This is a genomic window from Spirosoma lituiforme, assembly GCF_054776635.1.
On sequence record NZ_BAAHBO010000010.1, the window covers coordinates 75,143 to 95,134 of the forward strand.

Here is a 19,992-nt window from a genome sequence, read left to right on the forward strand (position 1 = left end):
TACATCCGCCAGTTCGGCCCCACCAAATACCACCGGATGAGTTTTCGGTTAACATAAAAGGTTCCTGTTTGAAGTAACAGGAACCTTTTATGTCATCAGAGTCAGATTTGAGAATCTGACTCTGATGAGGACGGTGCGCCGTTGCGATTCTCATCAGGCAGGTTTAAGAGCCTGCCCTTATTAGTTAAGTAGCTTTTGCATTTTACACCAATTCCTGTTTCCCTGCCCGCTCCCGCAATTGGTCGGTTGGCCGGAAACGTTCGCCATATTGATCGGCCAGACGATCGCAGGTGCGGACGAAGGTGTCGATGCCAACAAAATCGACGAATGACAAGGCCCCGCCGGTATACGCCGGGAAACCCCAGCCCAGAATCGAGCCGAGGTCGGCATCCAGTTTCGTACGTACTACGTTTTCCTCAAAACAGCGTACCGCTTCAATAGCTTGCCGGTAGAGCAGACGGGTTTTCACCTCATCGAGCGTAGGCTGTTGCTCAGTCCTCGGGAACAGATCTTGCAGCCCCGGCCATAGTTTCTTGCTTCTGTCGTCGGCGTAGTCATAAAAACCGGCTTTCGCTTTCTTGCCGAAACGCCCAAGAGCAACGAATTGCTTGGCTACCACATAGCGCGTGTCATCGTCGCGAACGACCCCATCCAGAATACCCTGCCCCGCGATTTTATAGACCAGGTCCAGCGCTACTTCATCGGTGACGGCCAGGGGCCCAACGGGCATACCGGCATTTTTTCCGCCATTTTCGATCAAAACCGGATTAACGCCTTCTTTCAGTAACTCCATTCCTTCCGATGAATACGTGCCGAAGCAGCGCGATGTATAGAAGCCCCGCGCATCATTGACGACAATGGGCGTTTTGCGAATCTTGCGGGTGAAGTCTATCGCAACGGCAAGCGCGTAATCGGACGTTTGTTTACCCACTATAATTTCTACCAGCATCATTTTGTCGACCGGCGAGAAGAAGTGGATGCCAATAAAATTGGCTGGATTTGCTGAGGCACTAGCCAGACCGCTGATGGGTAGGGTAGAAGTATTGGAGCCGAACACGCGCAGGCCATCGGGGGCCAGTAGGGGCTCGGCTTCTCTGGTCACCTGCGCTTTCAACTCCCGATTCTCAAACACAGCTTCAATGATCAGGTCGCAACCCTGCAGGTCGGCTGCATCGGCTGTTGGCTTAATCAGATCGAGAACACTGTCTGCTTTCTGCGAGTCAAGGGTGCCCCGGTCGACGCCTTTCTGAAGCAGTCCACGCGAGTAAGCCTTCCCTTTTTCGGCCGCTTCGACGGAAACGTCTTTCAATACGACGTGAATACCGGCCTGCGCCGAAACGTAAGCAATGCCTGCGCCCATCATACCTGCCCCCAGAATACCAAGTTTTTTGACATCCGTTTTTGCCTGATCTTTCGGGCGGCTGGCTCCTTTATTAGCCTCGTTCAGGCCCAGAAACATGGTCTGAATCAGATTTTTGGCCACTTTAGAGGTCGCGACCTTCACGAAATGGCGCGCTTCGATTATCAGCGCCCGGTCGATATTGACCTGCAGACCTTCGTATACACAAGCCATAATTTCGAGCGGAGCTGGGTAGTTGCCTTTGGTTTTATCCATCAGCATGGCGGTACCGGCCGCAAATGCCTGTGCGCCCACCGGACTCTGAACGGCACCGCCGGGCACTTTGAAATTATCTTTGCCGACAATCTTCCCCGATTTACGATCGATTTCGTCCCAGGGATTAAGTGGTTTCGGCTGGCCAGCCGTTCCGTTAGCCTCGATCCATGCCCGTGCTTTAGCCATCATATCGGCCGGGCTATCGGCAATATCATCGATCATTCCCAGGTTTTTCGCTTCCTGAACCCCCACCTTTTTCCCCTCTAGCAGTAAGGGTAGCGCGGCCTGAATACCGATCATGCGGGGTAGGCGTTGTGTACCGCCCGCCCCAGGTAGCAGACCCAGGGTTACCTCGACCAGGCCGATGATTGTTTTAGGGTTAGCAAGCGCAATGCGGTGGTGACAGGCCAGGCAGATTTCGTAACCGCCACCGAGCGCCGTTCCATTAATGGCCGCTACAGTCGGCTTCCCTGAGGTTTCAATACTGCGGAAAATGCGATTCAGCTCCGAAGAAACGTTCAGCATCTCCGTCGGTGCTTTGTCGTTGTTCCGCAGGATCATTCTCAGGTCGGCACCCGCCACAAATTCGGGTTTATTCGACGTGATAATCAATCCCTTAACCGACTCATCGGCTATGGCCTGCTGCAAAGCAGCTTCAAATGCCGGTATCGACTCGTCGTTGAGAACGTTCATCGGCGATGAGGTCATCTCCCACGAAATAATGGCTATATGCTGATCAATGCTATACTTAATCATGCTTGGGAAGTTTGTTGTATTTTCACCAAAAACAACGTTGATATGGGGGCTACAAGACTTATTCAAAAGCCGGAAAACGGCCAGATTACTTTTAGTGTACCTGCCGAGATGCGGGACGAACCTATTATTATTTAATTTAAGCCGGCTAGAGAAGAGTCATCAACGATGGATACAACACTAGCTGACGCTTCCAGGGCATTTTTTGCAAGGCTTAATCGGGTTAAAATTGATTTTACAGAAGAAGATTACAATGTTTATGAACAGTAGAATCTTCTTGGACAGTTCTATTTTAGTTGAAAGCACGAAAGGAACCCAAACTGATTTATTTGAATAGTTGATTTCAAATGATCATTACGATCTGTTTATCAGCCAGGTTGTTCTAAGTGAGTACACATTTTACTTGCTTATTATCGAAGGTGGTAAAGCTCCGCTGACACTCAAACGTGATAAAGCGATACCTCCCATTATTGAGCAGCATAATCCGGCTGATTTTCTGAGTAAAATGATTTCCCTAGAGACAGGGCCGGGGATCATTCCCCTTTATTTGAGCTACATGGAAAAGTACAACCTATTACCCAACGATGCACTTATTCTGGCTACCCTAGCTACGAGGCTGATTTTGAATCAGCCTGCCTTGGCGAGACTATACAGCTTATCCAATCAGTCGATGAATTAATAAGCTAATTGACACGCTCGAAAATGGTGGCGACGCCCATGCCGCCCCCAACGCAAAGCGTCGATAGGCCGAACTGCTTGCCCGTACGCTCCAGCTCGTCGAGCAGGGTGGCCGAAATGATGGCCCCGGTTGCCCCCAGCGGGTGCCCCAGTGCAATGGACCCTCCGTTTACGTTCAGCTTGCTGTGATCGACGTCGAACTCATCCATAAACAGCATCGGAATAGCCGCAAAAGCTTCATTCACTTCAAACAGGTCAATATCGCGGATGTGCATACCGGCCCGCTTGAGCACTTTGTGCGTGGCCGGAATCGGACCCGTAAGCATAATCGTCGGTTCGGAACCAACCATGGCAAAAGCTTTGATACGAGCGCGGGGTTTCAGGCCCGATTGCTCGCCAAACGCGGCACTACCCACCAATACGGCAGCCGCTCCATCAACAATCTGCGATGAGTTCCCGGCGTGGTGAACATGGTTGATTTTATCAAATTGTGCGTATTTGAGCAGCGCAAGCGCATCTAGCCCCAGTTGCCCCATGGCTTCGAAAGCCGGTTTGAGTTTACTTAAGCTTTCGACGGTTGTGCCGGGACGTACCCCTTCGTCGTAATCAAGGACCGTGATACCAATCTCGTCTTTTAGCGGAATAAGGGATTTATGAAAGCGGTTGTCGGCTTGTGCCTGAACAGCCCGGCGGTACGATTCAGCCGCAAAGCCATCCACATCGGACCGGGAGTAGCCATATTTGGTTGCAATCAAATCGGCCGAAATGCCCTGTGGAACGATATGATGACGCGCCACAATTTGTGGATTCATGAACAGAGCGCCCCCGTCGGAGCCCATCGGTACCCGTGACATCGACTCGACTCCACCCGCTACAATGGCGTCGATCTGCCCCGACATAACGTAAGCCGCGGCCATGTTGATGGCTTCCAAACCCGATGAGCAAAATCGGTTCAGTTGTACCCCCGATACGGATTCGTCGTACCCGGCTTCAAGAGCAGCCGTACGCGCTATGTCGGCACCCTGCTCACCGATGGGTGTGACGCAACCCATAATCACGTCATCGACCAGCGACGTGTCGAGCTGATTGCGATCGCGGAGTGCGCGCAGTACGCTTGTGAGGAGTTGAACAGGCTGCATATCGTGCAGCGAACCGTCGCTTTTGCCTCGCCCCCGAGGGGTTCGTACGGCGTCGTAAATGAAGGCTTCAGCCATAATGTTGGTGAAAAATTAGTATGCATGCATACGGTTTTCAATAGGGCAAAAGTAGTCGCAAAAGATGAACGAGGCAATAAATTCGGGTAAAAGTGATAATGTGTTCATAAACAGAAAGTATGGGGTTAACCCATTGGTTAGCTACTATAGACCGAAAGGGCCTGTAAACAACAAAAAGGTCGGGCTCATCAATGATGAGCCCGACCTTTTTGTAAACGCTACCAGATCAAATCAACTGATAGTAACTGGACTTACTTGTCCATAACCACCGTCTGATCAACCAGATAAGCGCCCGATTGAGTAGCCAGGTTGTATACGTTTTTCACCGAACGAATGACCTTCTGCGTCTGCACTACATGGTAGGTCGTTACGCCATTCGTCGTGGGGTCGTAGCGGTACAAAACGTCACCTGCTTTTACGTCGCCCAGGGCTTTGCGGCCAGCCGCCGTCATAATGGGATGATTCGCGGTTGCTTCGAGCAGCACCGGAGCCGTCAGGGCACTGCGCGTGTCGGCAGTAACGTCATTGGTAGCAGACAGCCATACGCCCGCCATATCGAAGTTGCCCTGGTGGGTATCTAACTGGGTTACTGCTGTTGGAACAAGTGTTTTAGTCGCTGCATCGTAGCCCAGAACACTATCGCCCACAGCTACATCGCTGATGTTTTTCGACGAGCCATCGGCCATGGTTACGGGCGCATCGGGCGCAAAGCAGAAATTGTATTCTTCTTTTTTCTTACCTCCTCCGTCATCGGATTTGGCCCCGCCACTTGATAATAGGCCCGCCATTTCGCGCGATAACACAAACGTCAGCGTCGACATCAGGCCGGGTTCTTTTTCGCCAACGTATTTGAGGTCATCAATGTAGGCGTCCCAGGCTTTACGGTCGGCCGATGCGCCGGGAATGACGAATGGTTTTATGTCCGCTGTTTTCGTGTTCTGGTAGATCGCCAGTAAGCCAAGCTCTTTGGTGTCTTCAACCGTGAACACTTTGTAGAGGTAAATTTTACGGGTAATGCCGTCGCTGTAGGTGAACACGTAGGCAGGGCGCTCTTCGTAACGATCCAGAATAAACCCACCGGATTTAAAATAGGTGTCTTTGTCGAGGTTGGCCACTTTAATGGCTTTGATGGCCTTGAGCTGGTCAACGGTCATGCTCGCGCTGGCCGATGCCGTTTGTGCCGAAACACGTTGGCTCAGAAACTGCGTTGCGATTGCGCAGCAGCAGAAAATCAGAATGGGTAGCAGGTTGTTTTTCATACTATTTTTTTGTGTACTCGCCCACTCGGGCATGAATTGCTTCGACCGTTCGGTGCGCTGATGTAAAGGCCCCGGCCATCCAGGCGGTCAGGTACGTGGTGTGCTCGCCCGCAAAATAAATGTTGCCATCGGGTTCCATTAGCGAAGGGTAATATTTTTTTCGGGTCGCATCATCGTAGGTCGCCCAGCCACCCCCGCTGTACGGTACCCGGTGCCAGGCCAGCGAGAATGAATTTTCGAACTCCGCCGGATACTGTGGGTGAATTTTAACGCCCTGTGTCAGGGCCAGTTTCTCCCGTTCGGCCACGGGCATGGCACCCACGGCTTCGGCCCGGCTGTAGAAATTGTAATAGCCGATCAGCACTCCTTTTTTACCCTGGAAACCAAACGACGGATACCAGATCTGGTTGATATCCATATTGGTGCGCGAAATGCCGCCGTAAATCCAGTCGTCCTCTTCCCAAAATCGACGCTTGAATTGCAAGCCAATTTTGCCCGTTTTAATGTACGGAACAAAGTCAGCGGCCCGCTTTATGGTACCCGATAAGTCGGATTCCAGGTTCTTGAGCATCGGTAAAGGCAGCGTACAGACGCAGAATTCGCCCGTCAGTTCTACCGGCTTACCATCTTTCTGGTACACGACCCGAACGCCGTTTTCGGTTTTGCGAAGTTCAGAAACGGGGGCGCTGAATATGATTTTACCGGCCAGCTTTTTTTCTAGCGCCTTCGGAATGGCATCCATACCGCCAACGGGCTGCAACAGGGTCGTTTGCTGTTCGTAAATGTAATCCCCGACATTGTAGAAAACAGGTTGCATAAACCCCGATCGTAGTAAATCCGTCAGGCCGAACGGATCGGTCATGCTGCCGGGCATTGTTCCGGCACCGGGTTCTCCTTTAGCTTTGTACCCACGTCGGTTGGTGCCTTTGTACAGATGAGCCGTGTTGAGATCTCCTTCGTTTTTCAGAAAATCAATCAGTTTTTCGACGTCTTCTTTGGTCAGTTGCTGATCCAGCGCTGATTGATCGAGCGCTTTGGCTAGTAGCTCGGCGGTGTAGCCGCGCATATCGTTATGATATTCTTTGATGCGCAGCCGCCGGTTGGCTAGGGTATCGGTTCCGGTTTTATCGGCCGGGCGGTCGTTGTACAGATACGCAGCTTCGTTGTTGCCATTGAATATTTGCAGCGGTATGTCCAGCTCCCGGCAGTAGTGCAGGGTCAACTGGTGATGGTGCGGAATACGGGCAGCTCCACCGTTGAAATACAGCCCGTCGCCAAACTGGCAGGTCTGGTTGGTACCACCGCCTAGTTCCGTTTCTTTCGTGCCCCCCCGAATGGTCCAGACGCGCCCGCCCGAGCGAGACCGGGCTTCTAGTACGGTACACTCATAACCGAGTTTACCAAGCTCGTAGGCTGTTGCCATACCGGCTAGTCCCGCCCCTAAAATGATCACCTTCCGGCCTTTACCATCGCCGGCTTTGCCATTGGCTGGCAAATTTAGCGCCGATGCCGGGGCGGGTTGCAACATGCCCCACGCCAACAGGCTGGCGTAACTGGCGCTGGTCGAATTAATAAAGTCTCTTCTTGTCATACTATATCCATGCGGTACGGCAAGAGGCCGTATCAGCCGTCATTACGGCTAAGATGAGTAATAAATTGGTCAGACGACGGGCCCGGCAAGTGCCGGATTCGCCGGTTAGCCGACTACCTTTTTGAAGCTATCCATAAACATGGCCATCTCATCCATCGTCCCAACACTAACCCGGCAATAAGGCTGTCCGCTGAAGTCGCGGGTCTGGATACCGATGCCGTTGGCAAACATCTGGTTACTGAACGCCGACGTTTTCATGCGAATGGGGAACAGGATAAAGTTGGCCGACGATGGAATGACGTCATAGCCCATATCGGTCAGGGCTTTTGTGGTGTAGGCGCGCGCTTTGGCGTTTTCGGCCCGACAGTGGTTCTGCCAGTCGATGTCTTTGTAGCTGGCAATACCGGCCATCAGGGTGGTGATGCTCACGGCAAACTCGCCATTGGTATAGGCGTGCAGGGTTTTCAGCATCTCGGGCTGGGCAATGGCGTACCCCAAACGCAGACCCGCAAAGCCGTGGATCTTGGAGAAGGTGCGGGCCAGAATCACGTTCATGCCTTCGCTGACCAGTTTGCCCAGCTTCGGGCGCTCGTTGGGTTCAAAAAAGTCGATGTACGCTTCATCGATGAACACGGGTACTTTGGGCGCTACCTCACGGATGAAGGCTTCCAGTTCGGCCGTTGGGATAATGGTGCCGGTCGGGTTGTTGGGATTAACAATATAGACCATCTTCACATCGGGCGTAATGTTCGCCTTGATGGCCGGGAGATCAAATTTGTAGTCTTTCGTCATGGGCAGCGCCTTGATCTTTGCCCCAAACTTTTCGGCCCGCTGGAGCAGGTCGTCGTACGTCATGGTGCTGGTCAGGATGGTGCCTCCTCCTTTCGCGAAATAATCCGCAGCGGCCATCAGAATATCCGACGAACCGGGCGACATCATAATGTTGGCTGGTTTTACCCCTTCGTCTGTAGCCAGCAGCGATTTTAGTTGCGCAAATTCTGTCCAGGCGTATCGGTTGCCTGAGTCGGCCGCTTTCACCAGCGCTTCTTTGGCACTGGGTGCAATACCCAGCGGGTTTTCGTTTGCCAGCAAGCGAGCCTTCAGTTTGGGCATCTTGTCAAACGGGTCATCGGTAAAGGCAAACTCGTTGGTGAAGCCCGAAACAAAGGGTGCTTTAGGTTGGCTGGCAGCAGCAGGCGTGAACCGGCTCAATCCGAGACCAGCTGTTAGGAGACCGCTGGCGCGAAGCCAGTCCCGGCGAGTTAGTTGTGACGACATGTTGGTAAGTTTTTGTACTTATCTAGGATTAAATAAAAGTAAAGCAAAGTATAACTCCTTAGTAGATAGGGTTTTGTGAAAGTACGAATTAATGCCAATAAAAAAGCGTCTTCGATCGAAAACGCTTTTAAAATATTTTGCTGATTAGTGGTCAGTCGAAATTTATAGAATACGTATTGCAGTAGATGCCAAATAAAAAAGTTATATGTTAGTTTACTTCCAGCTCATCTTTCGTGGGGAGCTTAGGGAATGGAGCATGTGGCTCCGCTTGGTACCAGAACACCGTACTGGATACGTCCGACAGTTGGGGCAGGTAACGACCGCCACTCCGCCAGCCCAGATCCTGAATGGTAACCCGTAAATCTTTTTCGAACCGAATAGGGTCCATAATATGCCAGCGATACATACCGAAACGTTGCTGGGATTTATAGGTGCCGTCGGGCTTGGTAACCTGATGCAGACCAACATAGGGCGTCGAAAAAGGAACGTACTGACCGCCCCGGTCGAAATTATAGGAGCCACAGAAATAATCTTCCGTACCCGTCCCGTTTATGGTTGGAAAATTAGTGTCGCCGTCCATAAAGAACTTGATTTCACCTTCGCCCCACCAGCCATTGTTGTTGACACCCCAGGCCAGAAACGTGCCCACATAGTGCCCTTTTCCTTTTATACCTTCCAGTAACGTGATGTCTTTCTTGTACGGATTCGGGTTCGTTCGTCGGAACTGTGCGTGGAAATAGGCCACATCATCGGGTACGTCGGTGAGTGTATAATCGATCTGATAATACAGGCTCATCGCATCCTTTTCGTTGATGTTCTCCATCGTGATCCGGCATCGTTTGCGAAACGGCATCTGCCAGTAGCAGTTGAAGGCGCTCCCCGGATTAACGCTAACCGGTAATGAGTTAAGGGGCGCATATTCGCCCCAGCCCATACCGAAGAAATCGCCTACGGGTACCTCGATGGATGGCGTCGGTTCGTCATCCCAATAAACCCGCAGAATGGAAAAGCGCCAGTTGCCGGTGGGCGTCATCCAGATGTGCTGAATGGCACCCGGCCCCTGAACATCGGCCAGTGTAAAGGTTTCACCGGCTTTGATCCGGATAAACGGATTCACTTTCCAGCCCCGCCCCAGATCACGGGCGGCATCTTTGGCATTGGCGTGGTTGGGCCGCGCATCGGATAGCTCGTCCATGCCGCCTTTGCCTTTTTCGCCTGTAAAATTCTCGGGGCTGATGGAGCGGGTTCGGGCATTCGATAGACGGGACAGGTTGCCCAAACTCATGTCCAGTCCGTTGAACGAACCCGCATTACGCGACTGGGCGAGGAGTGAACTGGCAACGGCGAAAACGAGTAGGAGCGTACCCGTGAGAAGTAAACGAATCGCTTGCATTAGGGTAAGGCGTTTGTTTCTTAAAAAAAGGAAACGATGCTGATTTTTACCACTCTACGCATAAAAATAGCCGATGCGGGTGCATCGGCTAGCCGTAAATAAATGTTACTTATACTTGAAACTAACTCACTTTCTATAAATCAACTGCATTTTGCCAGAGACTTTCTCTGTGTTGGATATTGAAATACTATAATTTGAAGGCGTAACTTGAGTAAGTTCTTCTATGTTTTTATTTTTTGAATAGGTATATACATCTGATTGTCCTACATCATACTTTAAATTTAGTGTATTGTTAGAGAAGTCCCATGTCCCTGAAGCATCAGTTACCGCACCCGAACGAAAATTTTCATTAAACGTATTATCTGAGTATACATCTATTGTCGAACCTTCTGAGTTCACATAATATAAATCTAGTGGAACACCATTAATACTGCTTAAAGAAGCAGGAAAACTACTTGCTACACCCCTGTTCAATTGCCAACGGCCAACGACAGGCGAAGCAGCCACGGGATCATTTGATTTGGAGCAGGAATCCAGGCCGATTAAAGCAAGTAAACAAAAACAGACAACATACACGTAGGGCTTCATAAGCTGTTGATTTTTTGAGTCGAATTTAAACGAATGAGATTGTAAACTACAGAAAAAACAGATAGTGCAATACCTATGTTACGCAAAATACCTGCTTACTGATGCAGGGATACACATTAGTTGAATTTTCCTGGTTACTCAACGTTTCTATAACGTCTTCGGTTTTAAATACTTATCGAACCATTGCAGGTACCGGTCAACCCGATCTTTTTGATAGCTGGGAACGGTAATGCCGTGAAACTGACCCGGATAAATGATCAGCTGCGTTGGTATGCCCAGCGACCGCAGCGCCTGAAACATTTGCTCGCTGCCCGCCGTGGGTACATTGAAATCTTTCTCGCCTGCCATAAAGAGGGTCGGCGTTTTAATCCGGTCGGCTTTCAGGAATGGGTAGGATAACTTCAGCCATTTGTCGGTGTTTTTCCAGGGAGCGCCCAATTCCGTTTCGTACTGATTGGTGTACTGGTCGATCCCGTACATGGACAGTTGTAACGAGCTACCCGCTCCGCTGGCCGCGGCTTTGAATCGGGTGTCGGTGGCAATGGTGTAGTTGGTGAGAATGCCACCGTAACTCCAGCCACCAATGCCCAGCCGGTCAGGGTCGGCGATGCCTTTCTCAACGAGGTAATCGGTGGCGCCCAGAATGTCCAGCACTTCTTTGTTACCCCAGTCGGCATAAATGGCTTTGGTGTAGTCGAGACCCCGGCCGTTGCTGCCCCGGTAGTTGACCGCGACGACAGCATATCCGCCCGCCGACAGCAGTTGCCGGGTCAGGTCAAAGGAGAATTCGTCCTGCGAGACCGGGCCACCGTGAATGTAGAAAATGGTGGGTAGCTTTTTATTGGCGGGGGCGTTGGCTGGTCGGTACAATACGTTGGATACTTGCGCGCCGTCTTTGCTTTTCGACGTGAATCCTTCGACCGACGCGAGTTCAATCGGGGCCAGGAATGCATCGTGGGTATGGGTGAGCCGACGGGGCGTTTTGTTCTCTACGGCATATAATTCGCCGGGCGTCTGGGGCTCGCTCATCAGCGTCAGCCAGTTACCACCCGCTACAGCTTCCAGATCGCCAAATACCCGGTTGCCACTAACGAGTTTCGTAAATTTACCGTCGGCGAGGGCATACTGACCAACATACGTCTGACGGTCGTCCTGTACCAGCACACCAATCGTCTGGCCGTCTTTGGCCCAGCGTGGGTTTCGCACCGGCCGATCCAATGCTTTTGACAATAGGGTTGGTTCGCCACCCTCGCGGCTAATAACGGCCAGAACGGGCTGGTCGTACATCAGGAAATTGCCCGACGCCGTTGAGCGCGTATAGGCGATGCGCTTCCCGTCCGGGCTCCATTCCGGGTTGTTGTCCGAGCCGGCCCAGGTGGTCAGTTGCTTGGGGGTGGCGCCGGGTTTGGCATCGATGACGTAAATATCGGTATTCTGATTCCGGTCCGGGTCTTCGGTTCGGTTACTGACAAAGGCCAGTTGCGAGCCGTCCGGCGACCAGGCAGGTGAACTTTCGTCGTACAGACCCGTGGTGAGCGTGTCCAGCTTTTTGCTCGTAATGTCAAATACATACAAATGAACGGAGCCTTTTTCGATGTATCCTTTAATGTCGGCTTTGAAATGGTAGCGATCGAGGACAAACGGCTTCCGAACTTTCGTTTTGGCCGAGTCGGCGTAGTCCGGGTCCCGCAGCGTCATAGCAATCTTTTTGCCATCCGGCGACCAGGCATAATCTTCCAGGTCGGTTTTCAGATCGGTCAATTTTTTAGCCTCACCACCCCGCCGGTCCATCAGCCAGATTTGTCCTTTGGTGGCACCCTGCCGCGCCGACACGAACGATATGTATTTTCCATCCGGGCTGAACCGCGCTCTCGATTCGCCATCCGGTGTGTTGGTCAATTGAACGGATTCTTTGCCATCCCAGCTCACCATCCAGACATCTGAATTGCGTTTGTCTTTTGTCGTGTCCACCGTCGACAGACCATACAAGACCCATTTCCCATCGGGCGAAACCTGCGGATCGCTGATCGTTTGGAGCCGGTAAATATCCTTTGTGTTGATAGGCCGCTTTTTTGCCGGCGTCTGCGCCACACCAACGAGTGTCGAGAGAATGAGAAAGATTGAAAGAAGAGATCGGTTCGTCATGGTTATCAGAGGTTGTGAGTAAGGCAGTGTAGTGATGGCGCTATCCTGCCACTTCTTTCAGTGCTCGCACGAAGGCGTCCAGCTCGGCTGTAGTCGTGTACAGGTGGGGCGTCACACGTACACCCTGCACAGGCGGTGAGTCGATGGCAACGGTAAATAGATTGTAGTTATCGAACAGGATTTTGGCCAGTTCAGCGGGTGTTTTTCCGGCTACCCCCACGTTCGCAATGGCGCAGGAACGGGCGGGTGCGTCGGGTGTATTCAGTCTGATGTTCGGGTGGTGCCGCACCTGATCGGTCCAGTAGCGTTGCAGGTAACGCAGCCGGGCTTCCTTGCGCTCAATGCCAATCCGGTTGTGAAACGCAATGGCGTCCTGAATGGCCAGGTCGGTGGCTACAGGATGGGTGCCGGTATGGTTCAGTTTGCGAATATCCGTATCGGCCATAGTACTGTCGGCAAATAGGGGCCAGAGACCCGCAATTTTATCCCGCCGAACATATAGAATTCCCGCGCCCAGGGGGGCACCAAGCCATTTGTGCAAACTGCTGGCGTAATAATCGACGGGCCCCAGGTCGCTCATCGTAAAGGCCAGCTGCCCGAACGCGTGGGCACCATCCACCAATACCTCGACACCATGTTTATGCGCCATGTCTGTGATCTGGCGGATCGGTAAAATCTGACCCGTAATGTTGACCATATGGCAAACCATCAGCAGCCGGGTTCTTGGTGTGATGGCCTTCTCGTACAGGCTCACAATCTCCGCATCGGACTGGGGATTATTCGGCAGCGATACCACCCGATTGATGATACCGTGTCGGCGGGCCTGGAGTTTGAACATATCCTGCATGGCGCCGTAATCCTGCCGGGCCATAATGGTCTCATCGCCTGCTTTCCAGCTCAGTCCCCCAATCACAGTGTCGAGGGATTCGGTGGTGTTTCGGGTGATGATCAGTTCATTGGGGGAACAGCCCAGTAGTTCTGCCAGCTGGGTTTGCGAAATCCGTTTGTCATCGTATTGACGTGTTCGCATGTAGTACGACGATACCGAATTCACCGCCTGAATGTGTTTCAGGTACTTATCCATGACCGGCCGGGCAGTCAGGGAATAGTAGCCGTTTTCGAGCTGAATAAACTCGGTCGTAACGGGATACGCGGCCCGAATCGTAGCCCAGAAGTCTTCCTGTTGAGCCAGAACCAGGGCCGGTGTTGTCGCTGCGCTGGCCAGTGCCTCATCCAGACCCGTCCAGGTCGATAAGGCGGCTGTACCAATGAGGGATTTCAGAAACTGTCGCTTGGAGAGAGAAGCCATAGAAATTCAACTCAATAAACTGGGTCAATGACAAAATTTTACCGCAGGTTGGGTACGGGCAGAACGGGTAAACTTTCGTTGCCATCGTCACTCACGGCCTGTACGGCGAAGTAGTAATTGTCTTTCGAGTAGGGAAGGGTCATGCCCAGCTTCGTCGTGAAAAACTTCTTCTGCCAGAATGGCCAGTACGTTTCGCGCATGAGTACGTAATAGCCTTTTACCTTGCCTGCGGTCGGGGCCTGCCAATACAGGGCGGTTGCGTTGGTCAGGTTCCGAACGTCGACTGTGACTTTCTGGGGTACGATCGGGGCTTTAGCCAGGTTGGCTAGCGTAGCCAGGTTAACCGCTGTATTTTTGCGGAGGTATTCGAAATCCATGAACTTGGCGTAGTCGCCGAATTCAGTCCCGTTCTCCGTGCGTAAATCCTGGTGCTGGTGCTCGTAATTCTCATTCATCTCCGTCAGGCGAACGGCCGCAAAGCCACGCTGCACGTAGGGTGTGTGGTCGCCCCCGCGCAGGTAGCGGTCATTCCGATACACCATCACGACTTCCAGATTATCGACATAGCGTTCGCCAACTTCTTTTAGGTAACGGGCCAGCGTGCGGGATTTGCCGTCGTTTTCGTTACCAAACTGCCGAATCTGCCCAATACGACCAGTCGTATCTTTGAGCAGTACACCCGGAAGACCTTCGCTGAATACCCGCAGCCGGGTGTTATCAATGTTTCGGGGATCGCCCGGCGTGGATGCACTGCTGTTGTTGCTACCCATAATGTCGTTATTGAGCACAGCTTCTATATTCCACTTCTCTTTCAACGCCCGCTCAGATAAATGCTCCGCGCCAAGTAGTCCCTGTTCTTCGCCGGTCAGGGTTACGAAGATAACCGTAGCCGGAAATGATGACTTGCTCATGACCCGGCAAAGCTCAATCACTGCCGCGGTTCCCGAACCATCGTCGTTGGCCCCCGGCGCGTCGGATTCGCGGTTCATGACATTGGTGACGCGGCTGTCCATATGGCCCTGTACAATAAAAATGCGGCTATCATTCGGGTCCGTGCCTTTGAGGGTTGCCATCACGTTGCCCATGTTGGCGGGCTTGTCAACGCGCCGACCATCGGGCTGAAGGGTCCAGGTATCGAGCGTGGCCGTCATACGTCCACCCGACTGTTTTGCGTACTGGTTGAATTTGCCCAAAATCCACTGACGAGCGGCTCCGAGGCCTTTTTTACCGATTGACGCGGTGGCATCGGCGGGTACGCTCAGGGTATGACGCGTGCCAAAACTGACCAGTCCATTGACGTGTGCCCGCAGGCTATCGGCAGAAATCTGACTGACCAGGTCCGCAATTTGGGGATCGCGGTTGAGAATGGTTTGTGCGTTGAGTAGGGGAGAAACGAGAACGGATGCGAGTAAAAGAGGAAGTAACGTTTTTGGTTGCCTGAGTTTGCTGATTGACTAAGCGAAGCTACGAAAAAAGCGCAAACGGGCCTAGTTTGCGCTTTTTTATGTGGTTAATACCGATTTATATTTTGCCAATCTGCACTCATGCAAAATCAGTCAGTCAATCAGCTGCTCATGTAAGTGGTAACGCCAAAGGCAATTACGAAGACGATCAGTTCGAATACAGAGACGAAATTGACCAGCGCAACATATTGTACCTGGCTACTAAAAATTATCAGCTTCAGAAGCCGTACGATAGACCTACCCCGGCGGCTAGCTGGCCCGTCAGAGGAATGGGTGCGAGCGACACACCCATTCGGGGCTGGCGCAGCAAGTCGTTGTAGCGGGTTACGGCTTTGTTGATTTGCCCATTGCCGATAATCGACAGGGTGAGGGACGCGACGATGGACCCGCCGTAAACGGTCCAGTACGTGCCACCCGTACGATTCGTGCTCAAGACAATGTAAGCCAGGGGCACCAGTGCCGTCAGGCGGCTCAGGGTCGTTAATGTGCGGAATGTCTGGAAGCGATGGTTCACGATGGGGTCGTTCAATTCGAAAAACGGAATCTCCAGCGAATAGGTTGAGGATAGTTTTTTGCCCCCGTAGAAGTACAGACTCCCCAGCGACGAGGATCCGTAGGCCCGCTCAATGGGGAGCAGATGGGCCGGAACGGACGCGCTTCGGTAGTGCGATGTGTCATCGTCCCGTCGGCGCTGGGCGCTAACGGATAACGTAAGCAGCAGGAGTGTTGTAAGCAGTAGAACGGTTCGCATACGGGTAGAACGAAAAACGGGCCTTGGGCATCTGTATGCCGTAAAAATAAGCACACACCGGCATAAAGTATCGTTACGAATGGATAAGCGGTAGGCTTTAGCCAAACGCCCGACAGGCACGGGTTTGTTGTCCGGGCTATCTGTTACCCTATCCGCTGGCCGTTTTCGGTGAGACGTTCCGTCTGGAGCAGCGTTACGGTTCCGTCGCTGGCAACCGCGCCGAGTACCAGACATTCGCTCATAAACGTAGCAATTTGTTTGGGCGGAAAGTTGACCACGGCTACCACCTGTTTGCCGAGCAATGTGTCGGGCTGATACAGGACTGTAAGCTGGGCCGAACTGCGCTTGATGCCCAGCGCACCAAAGTCGATGGTTAGTTTATAGGCTGGTTTGCGGGCCTTCGGAAAAGGCTCAACGGCGATGATGGTTCCCGTACGGATGTCAACGTTGTTGAAATCCGTCCAGCTAAGCGTGTTTTGTGTCATGGGGTATCGAGTAGAACTACTAACAGGGCGGCTATAAAGATAAGAGTAGAAATAAAAAGGGACTTTTTTACCAGTCGTTTAGTCGTCAGGCTGAGCGGAAATTGGTTGCGTCTCCGTGGTGCGTATCGCCACGAGTCACACATTCGGCGCTCGCACGAACCGGAGGTACGATACTAACCGGGCTAGGCCTGTCATTAAAATTAATACAAGACCATTGATTCATGAAAGAGGGTAAAAACTTTTGCCTGTCACCTCCCGTTACCCCAATGTTCTCGTAAACCAATTCCTATTTTATCGATGAAAGCTACCTTACTTTTATTAACGGCCGTTGCCGCCGGGGCGATGGCCAGCCCGGCCACGATACCGCCTATCAGACACAGCAAGGCAAACTCAGTTAAAATGGCTGTTATCAAGAGCGCTATTGCCCCTGATCCGGACAATGGGGGCCTTAAATTAGCGTCCGGCTTCGGCGCCCTAACGTTCGCGGATAACCTCGGCAAAGCGCGGCACATAGCCGTCGACAATGTTGGAACGGTATTCGTAAAGCTGGAAAAACTCAATGAGGGTAAAGGCATTGTTGAACTGGTTGATGGCAACGGCGACGGGCGCGCTGACCAGACGATCCGGTTTGGCGACAATACCGGCACGGGGATGGGCATTTACAACGGCTATCTGTATGCCTCATCCGACACGTCGGTTTATCGCTACAAACTGACCAACGGCAAAGTGATGGAGACGACTCCTATGGAGCCGATCATTGCCGGTTTAACGCTCCAGCGTCAGCACGCCAGCAAGTCATTCGCCATCTCGCCCGACGGTAAACTATTTGTCAACTTCGGCGCGCCTTCCAACGCCTGTCAGGAGAAAGACCGCCAGAAAGGATCGAAAGGCATGGACCCCTGCCCAATTCTGGAAGAGTACGGCGGCATCTGGCAGTTTGACGCCAACAAGCTGAACCAGCATAAAGCCGATGGCAAACGCTACGCGACCGGTATCCGGAATGCCGTGGCCCTCGACTGGAACACGGCGACCAATTCGCTGTACGCGCTTCAGCACGGCCGCGATAACCTTAACAACTGGGGGGGCGTATTTACCGACGAAATGAGCGCCGAACTGCCCTCGGAAGAATTTCTGATGGTGAAAGAAGGCGCTGATTTTGGCTGGCCTTATTGTTACAACAACCAGTACAAAAACCAGAAATTCCTGGCCCCCGAATATGGGGGCGATGGTACCAAAATAGACCGGTGCGCCGGGAAAGAGAAGCCCATCATGGCGTTTCCGGGCCACTGGGCACCCAATGATCTGCTATTCTACACCGGTGGGGGCGCGAACGCCTTCCCGGCCCGGTATAAAAACGGCGCGTTCGTATGTTTTCACGGGTCCTGGAACCGGGCTCCGCTGAAGCAGGGTGGCTATTTTGTGGCCTTCATTCCGTTCGGAAAAGATGGCCGGCCATCGGGTAAGTATGAAGTATTTGCCGAGAACTTTGCGGGGGTCGCTGAACAGGGAAAACCCGGTACGGATGTGAACGCGGGTAAACTTGATCTGGCCAGTCCCGGCGATGCCAAAGCTCGCCCGGTGGGTCTGGCGCAGGGCCCGGATGGTTCCCTGTACATTTCCGATTCCGTGAAAGGAAAGGTCTGGCGGGTGATGTACACCGCAAAGAAATAAGCGAGCCGTAACCCCTAGTCGAGTCAGAAACCGGGATGCTATCTCTGTAAACGCGTATTATCGGATGGTAATACGCGTTTTTTTTTGCTTTATCAGTTTACCCCTACCTTTGCTGGCTGATGATGACTCCTCTGCTTTAATGAAAGATAAACTTTTCGACGGAATAAGCCTGCTCCTGATTGCCCTTGCCATCTACGTTCTCGACCACCAGCTCACCACCATATCCGATGTGCAGATGGGCGATGAAGGGTTCTATATGTATCAGGGAATCAGCAATTTCCGTCTGGGTTTGCAAACCGATTGGGGACCTGCCTATTCGCTCTGGTACAAGTTTCTTTCCTTATTCGAGTCCGATACCATTCGGCTCTACTACCTGAATATGGTCCTGCTTTCGTCCTTGCCGACGATTGCTTTGTATATAGCGATCCGGCTGGCTGGCTTCCGCTGGTACTGGTCGCTGTATGCGACGCTGGTGTTTCATTTCTCCCGGATGAACTTTCCGGAGGGCGTGAAAGTGTCTATTCTGCTCTTTCTGCTGACGCTTCTACTGTTCATCCTCTGCGCCCGTTACCTGCGGAATCGCCTGCATTTGTCGTTTTCTCTGCTAACGCTTTCCTACTTTCTGTTTGCTTATTTCCGGCCGGAGTTTGTGGTGCCGTTTGGCCTGTGTCTGGTTTTGTTGATTGGGGCTACAGTCTGGTTTCGGCAGTCGTTCTATCCGGTTGCGGGTATCGTGGCCATTGTTCTGGTGTTGTTTTTCGGCGTAGGAAGCCCCCTGTCCGAGAAAGGAGAAAAAGCCTTCAAGCAGGATTTTTCCTACAACTATGCCATGCGCCACCCCGAAGACAAACGACTCAGTACGTACAGCAACTGGGTCGATTCGGAGGTAATGTCGCAGATCATTTTCGGTGAGCGGGTGAAAGGGTTTGGCGACGCCTTGATCAAACACCCCAAAATTGTACTGACCGACCACTTGCTGCCGAACATATACAACTTTGGCGTGCTGCTGGGCACCGTGGTCGAAACCTACTTTCAGCCACTGACCTACCTGCCGGGCGGCAATGCCCTGCTCTCGGTATTGAGTCGAAAAATCACCTGGCTTATACTGCTCATTGGTTTTCTTGCGCTGGTATCCATTCGGAAAACGGCGCTGGCGGTGAGTCGTACGGTGCTGGCTAATCCCTGGCCTTACATCGTTGCCACAACGGCCATCATTCCGCCCGTTGTCAGTTCGGTTTATTCGATGGGAATCAAGATTCGGTATCTGCCTGCTTTCTATTTTTTCATTCCGGTAGCGGTGGGCGTTCTTACCATGAACCTCGTGTTTCGTCCGTGGCTGAATGCCATCATCATTCCCCGGAGACCGCTTATCCGTCTGGCAGGTACTGCGTTAACTGGCTTACTGCTGGTTGGAGCAGGGGCGTGGATGGTCTGGGAATGGCAACACCAAACCCCCGCTACCACGAACGGTCGTAGATTACTTCAGTACACCCAGCAGCTGATTGCGCCCGTACCCGACAAAACCAGGATTCGCATCTTCGACAACCCGGACGAATTGCCTACGCACCTCACTGGCACGTCGATTTCCTATGACCGATACAAGCGGTATTCCGATTTTTATACGTTCGTCGAGCAGAACGATATCAACCTGATTATTTTCCGTACCGAGATCGCTCAGTATTACAAGAACGATACCAGTATGCAGCGGTTCATCGAGCAGCCCCCGCAGGCATTCATCCGCAAACCCGGCTTCGACCCAAATACATACAGCTTCATCCGGAAAGATTTACTCCGCTGAG

The 19,992-nt window shown here is 52.3% G+C and carries 15 protein-coding genes; 3 read left to right on the forward strand and 12 right to left on the reverse strand.

From position 1 onward, the window contains the following. Positions 1–202: 202 nt before the first annotated feature. Positions 203–2,371: a 3-hydroxyacyl-CoA dehydrogenase NAD-binding domain-containing protein gene (locus ACYU87_RS24695; protein WP_461136685.1), complete on the reverse strand. Its 2,169-nt coding sequence runs from the start codon at positions 2,369–2,371 to the stop codon at positions 203–205. A gap of 334 nt (positions 2,372–2,705) precedes the next feature. Here ACYU87_RS24695 and ACYU87_RS24700 point away from each other — a divergent pair, with 334 nt between their 5' ends. Then, positions 2,706–3,047 (forward strand): PIN domain-containing protein, encoded by a 342-nt coding sequence (locus tag ACYU87_RS24700; RefSeq protein WP_461136686.1) that lies wholly within the window; start codon positions 2,706–2,708, stop codon positions 3,045–3,047. Positions 3,048–3,051: 4 nt separating this feature from the next. On the opposite strand, the gene ACYU87_RS24705 is transcribed toward ACYU87_RS24700, so the two are convergent. The 11 genes from ACYU87_RS24705 to ACYU87_RS24755 form a co-directional block, all read right to left on the reverse strand. After that, the gene (locus ACYU87_RS24705) at positions 3,052–4,260 is read right to left on the reverse strand and encodes an acetyl-CoA C-acetyltransferase (protein WP_461136687.1); all 1,209 of its coding nucleotides are present in this window, start codon (positions 4,258–4,260) and stop codon (positions 3,052–3,054) included. Positions 4,261–4,511: 251 nt separating this feature from the next. Further along, a complete protein-coding gene (locus tag ACYU87_RS24710) occupies positions 4,512–5,519 on the reverse strand; it encodes a Hint domain-containing protein (RefSeq protein WP_461136688.1) in 1,008 nt (335 codons plus the stop codon). 1 nt (position 5,520) lies between these two features. Beyond that, positions 5,521–7,110, reverse strand: coding sequence for a flavin monoamine oxidase family protein (locus ACYU87_RS24715; RefSeq protein WP_461136689.1), 1,590 nt, complete (start codon positions 7,108–7,110; stop codon positions 5,521–5,523). Positions 7,111–7,215: 105 nt separating this feature from the next. Next, positions 7,216–8,388 carry a pyridoxal phosphate-dependent aminotransferase gene (locus ACYU87_RS24720; protein WP_461136690.1) on the reverse strand — a complete coding sequence of 391 codons (1,173 nt, stop codon included), beginning with the start codon at positions 8,386–8,388 and terminating at the stop codon, positions 7,216–7,218. Positions 8,389–8,596: 208 nt separating this feature from the next. After that, complete coding sequence (locus ACYU87_RS24725) at positions 8,597–9,781, reverse strand: glycoside hydrolase family 172 protein (RefSeq protein WP_461136691.1); 1,185 nt, start codon at positions 9,779–9,781, stop codon at positions 8,597–8,599. A gap of 126 nt (positions 9,782–9,907) precedes the next feature. Further along, the gene (locus tag ACYU87_RS24730) at positions 9,908–10,369 is read right to left on the reverse strand and encodes a hypothetical protein (protein WP_461136692.1); all 462 of its coding nucleotides are present in this window, start codon (positions 10,367–10,369) and stop codon (positions 9,908–9,910) included. Positions 10,370–10,516: 147 nt separating this feature from the next. Beyond that, positions 10,517–12,514 (reverse strand): S9 family peptidase, encoded by a 1,998-nt coding sequence (locus tag ACYU87_RS24735; protein ID WP_461136693.1) that lies wholly within the window; start codon positions 12,512–12,514, stop codon positions 10,517–10,519. Between the two features lie 40 nt (positions 12,515–12,554). Next, positions 12,555–13,823, reverse strand: coding sequence for an aminotransferase class V-fold PLP-dependent enzyme (locus tag ACYU87_RS24740; protein WP_461136694.1), 1,269 nt, complete (start codon positions 13,821–13,823; stop codon positions 12,555–12,557). A 38-nt stretch (positions 13,824–13,861) separates the two neighbouring features. Then, the gene (locus ACYU87_RS24745) at positions 13,862–15,190 is read right to left on the reverse strand and encodes a M28 family metallopeptidase (protein WP_461136787.1); all 1,329 of its coding nucleotides are present in this window, start codon (positions 15,188–15,190) and stop codon (positions 13,862–13,864) included. A gap of 313 nt (positions 15,191–15,503) precedes the next feature. Beyond that, complete coding sequence (locus ACYU87_RS24750) at positions 15,504–16,037, reverse strand: hypothetical protein (protein ID WP_461136695.1); 534 nt, start codon at positions 16,035–16,037, stop codon at positions 15,504–15,506. A gap of 143 nt (positions 16,038–16,180) precedes the next feature. After that, positions 16,181–16,522: a tRNA-binding protein gene (locus tag ACYU87_RS24755; RefSeq protein ID WP_461136696.1), complete on the reverse strand. Its 342-nt coding sequence runs from the start codon at positions 16,520–16,522 to the stop codon at positions 16,181–16,183. A gap of 297 nt (positions 16,523–16,819) precedes the next feature. On the opposite strand from ACYU87_RS24755, the gene ACYU87_RS24760 reads away from it, so the two are divergent. Both ACYU87_RS24760 and ACYU87_RS24765 read left to right on the forward strand, forming a co-directional pair. Beyond that, positions 16,820–18,193: a PQQ-dependent sugar dehydrogenase gene (locus ACYU87_RS24760; protein WP_461136697.1), complete on the forward strand. Its 1,374-nt coding sequence runs from the start codon at positions 16,820–16,822 to the stop codon at positions 18,191–18,193. Positions 18,194–18,332: 139 nt separating this feature from the next. Next, complete coding sequence (locus tag ACYU87_RS24765) at positions 18,333–19,991, forward strand: hypothetical protein (protein WP_461136698.1); 1,659 nt, start codon at positions 18,333–18,335, stop codon at positions 19,989–19,991. Position 19,992: the final 1 nt, after the last annotated feature.

Excerpts from the sequence above, each read along its gene's own strand:
- ACYU87_RS24695 (WP_461136685.1), bottom strand. The coding sequence starts at position 2,371 with ATGATTAAGTATAGCATTGATCAGCATATAGCCATTATTTCGTGGGAG.
- ACYU87_RS24705 (WP_461136687.1), bottom strand. The coding sequence starts at position 4,260 with ATGGCTGAAGCCTTCATTTACGACGCCGTACGAACCCCTCGGGGGCGA.
- ACYU87_RS24710 (WP_461136688.1), bottom strand. The coding sequence starts at position 5,519 with ATGAAAAACAACCTGCTACCCATTCTGATTTTCTGCTGCTGCGCAATC.
- ACYU87_RS24715 (WP_461136689.1), bottom strand. The coding sequence starts at position 7,110 with ATGACAAGAAGAGACTTTATTAATTCGACCAGCGCCAGTTACGCCAGC.
- ACYU87_RS24720 (WP_461136690.1), bottom strand. The coding sequence starts at position 8,388 with ATGTCGTCACAACTAACTCGCCGGGACTGGCTTCGCGCCAGCGGTCTC.
- ACYU87_RS24725 (WP_461136691.1), bottom strand. The coding sequence starts at position 9,781 with ATGCAAGCGATTCGTTTACTTCTCACGGGTACGCTCCTACTCGTTTTC.
- ACYU87_RS24730 (WP_461136692.1), bottom strand. The coding sequence starts at position 10,369 with ATGAAGCCCTACGTGTATGTTGTCTGTTTTTGTTTACTTGCTTTAATC.
- ACYU87_RS24735 (WP_461136693.1), bottom strand. The coding sequence starts at position 12,514 with ATGACGAACCGATCTCTTCTTTCAATCTTTCTCATTCTCTCGACACTC.
- ACYU87_RS24740 (WP_461136694.1), bottom strand. The coding sequence starts at position 13,823 with ATGGCTTCTCTCTCCAAGCGACAGTTTCTGAAATCCCTCATTGGTACA.
- ACYU87_RS24750 (WP_461136695.1), bottom strand. The coding sequence starts at position 16,037 with ATGCGAACCGTTCTACTGCTTACAACACTCCTGCTGCTTACGTTATCC.
- ACYU87_RS24755 (WP_461136696.1), bottom strand. The coding sequence starts at position 16,522 with ATGACACAAAACACGCTTAGCTGGACGGATTTCAACAACGTTGACATC.
- ACYU87_RS24760 (WP_461136697.1), top strand. The coding sequence starts at position 16,820 with ATGAAAGCTACCTTACTTTTATTAACGGCCGTTGCCGCCGGGGCGATG.
- ACYU87_RS24765 (WP_461136698.1), top strand. The coding sequence starts at position 18,333 with ATGAAAGATAAACTTTTCGACGGAATAAGCCTGCTCCTGATTGCCCTT.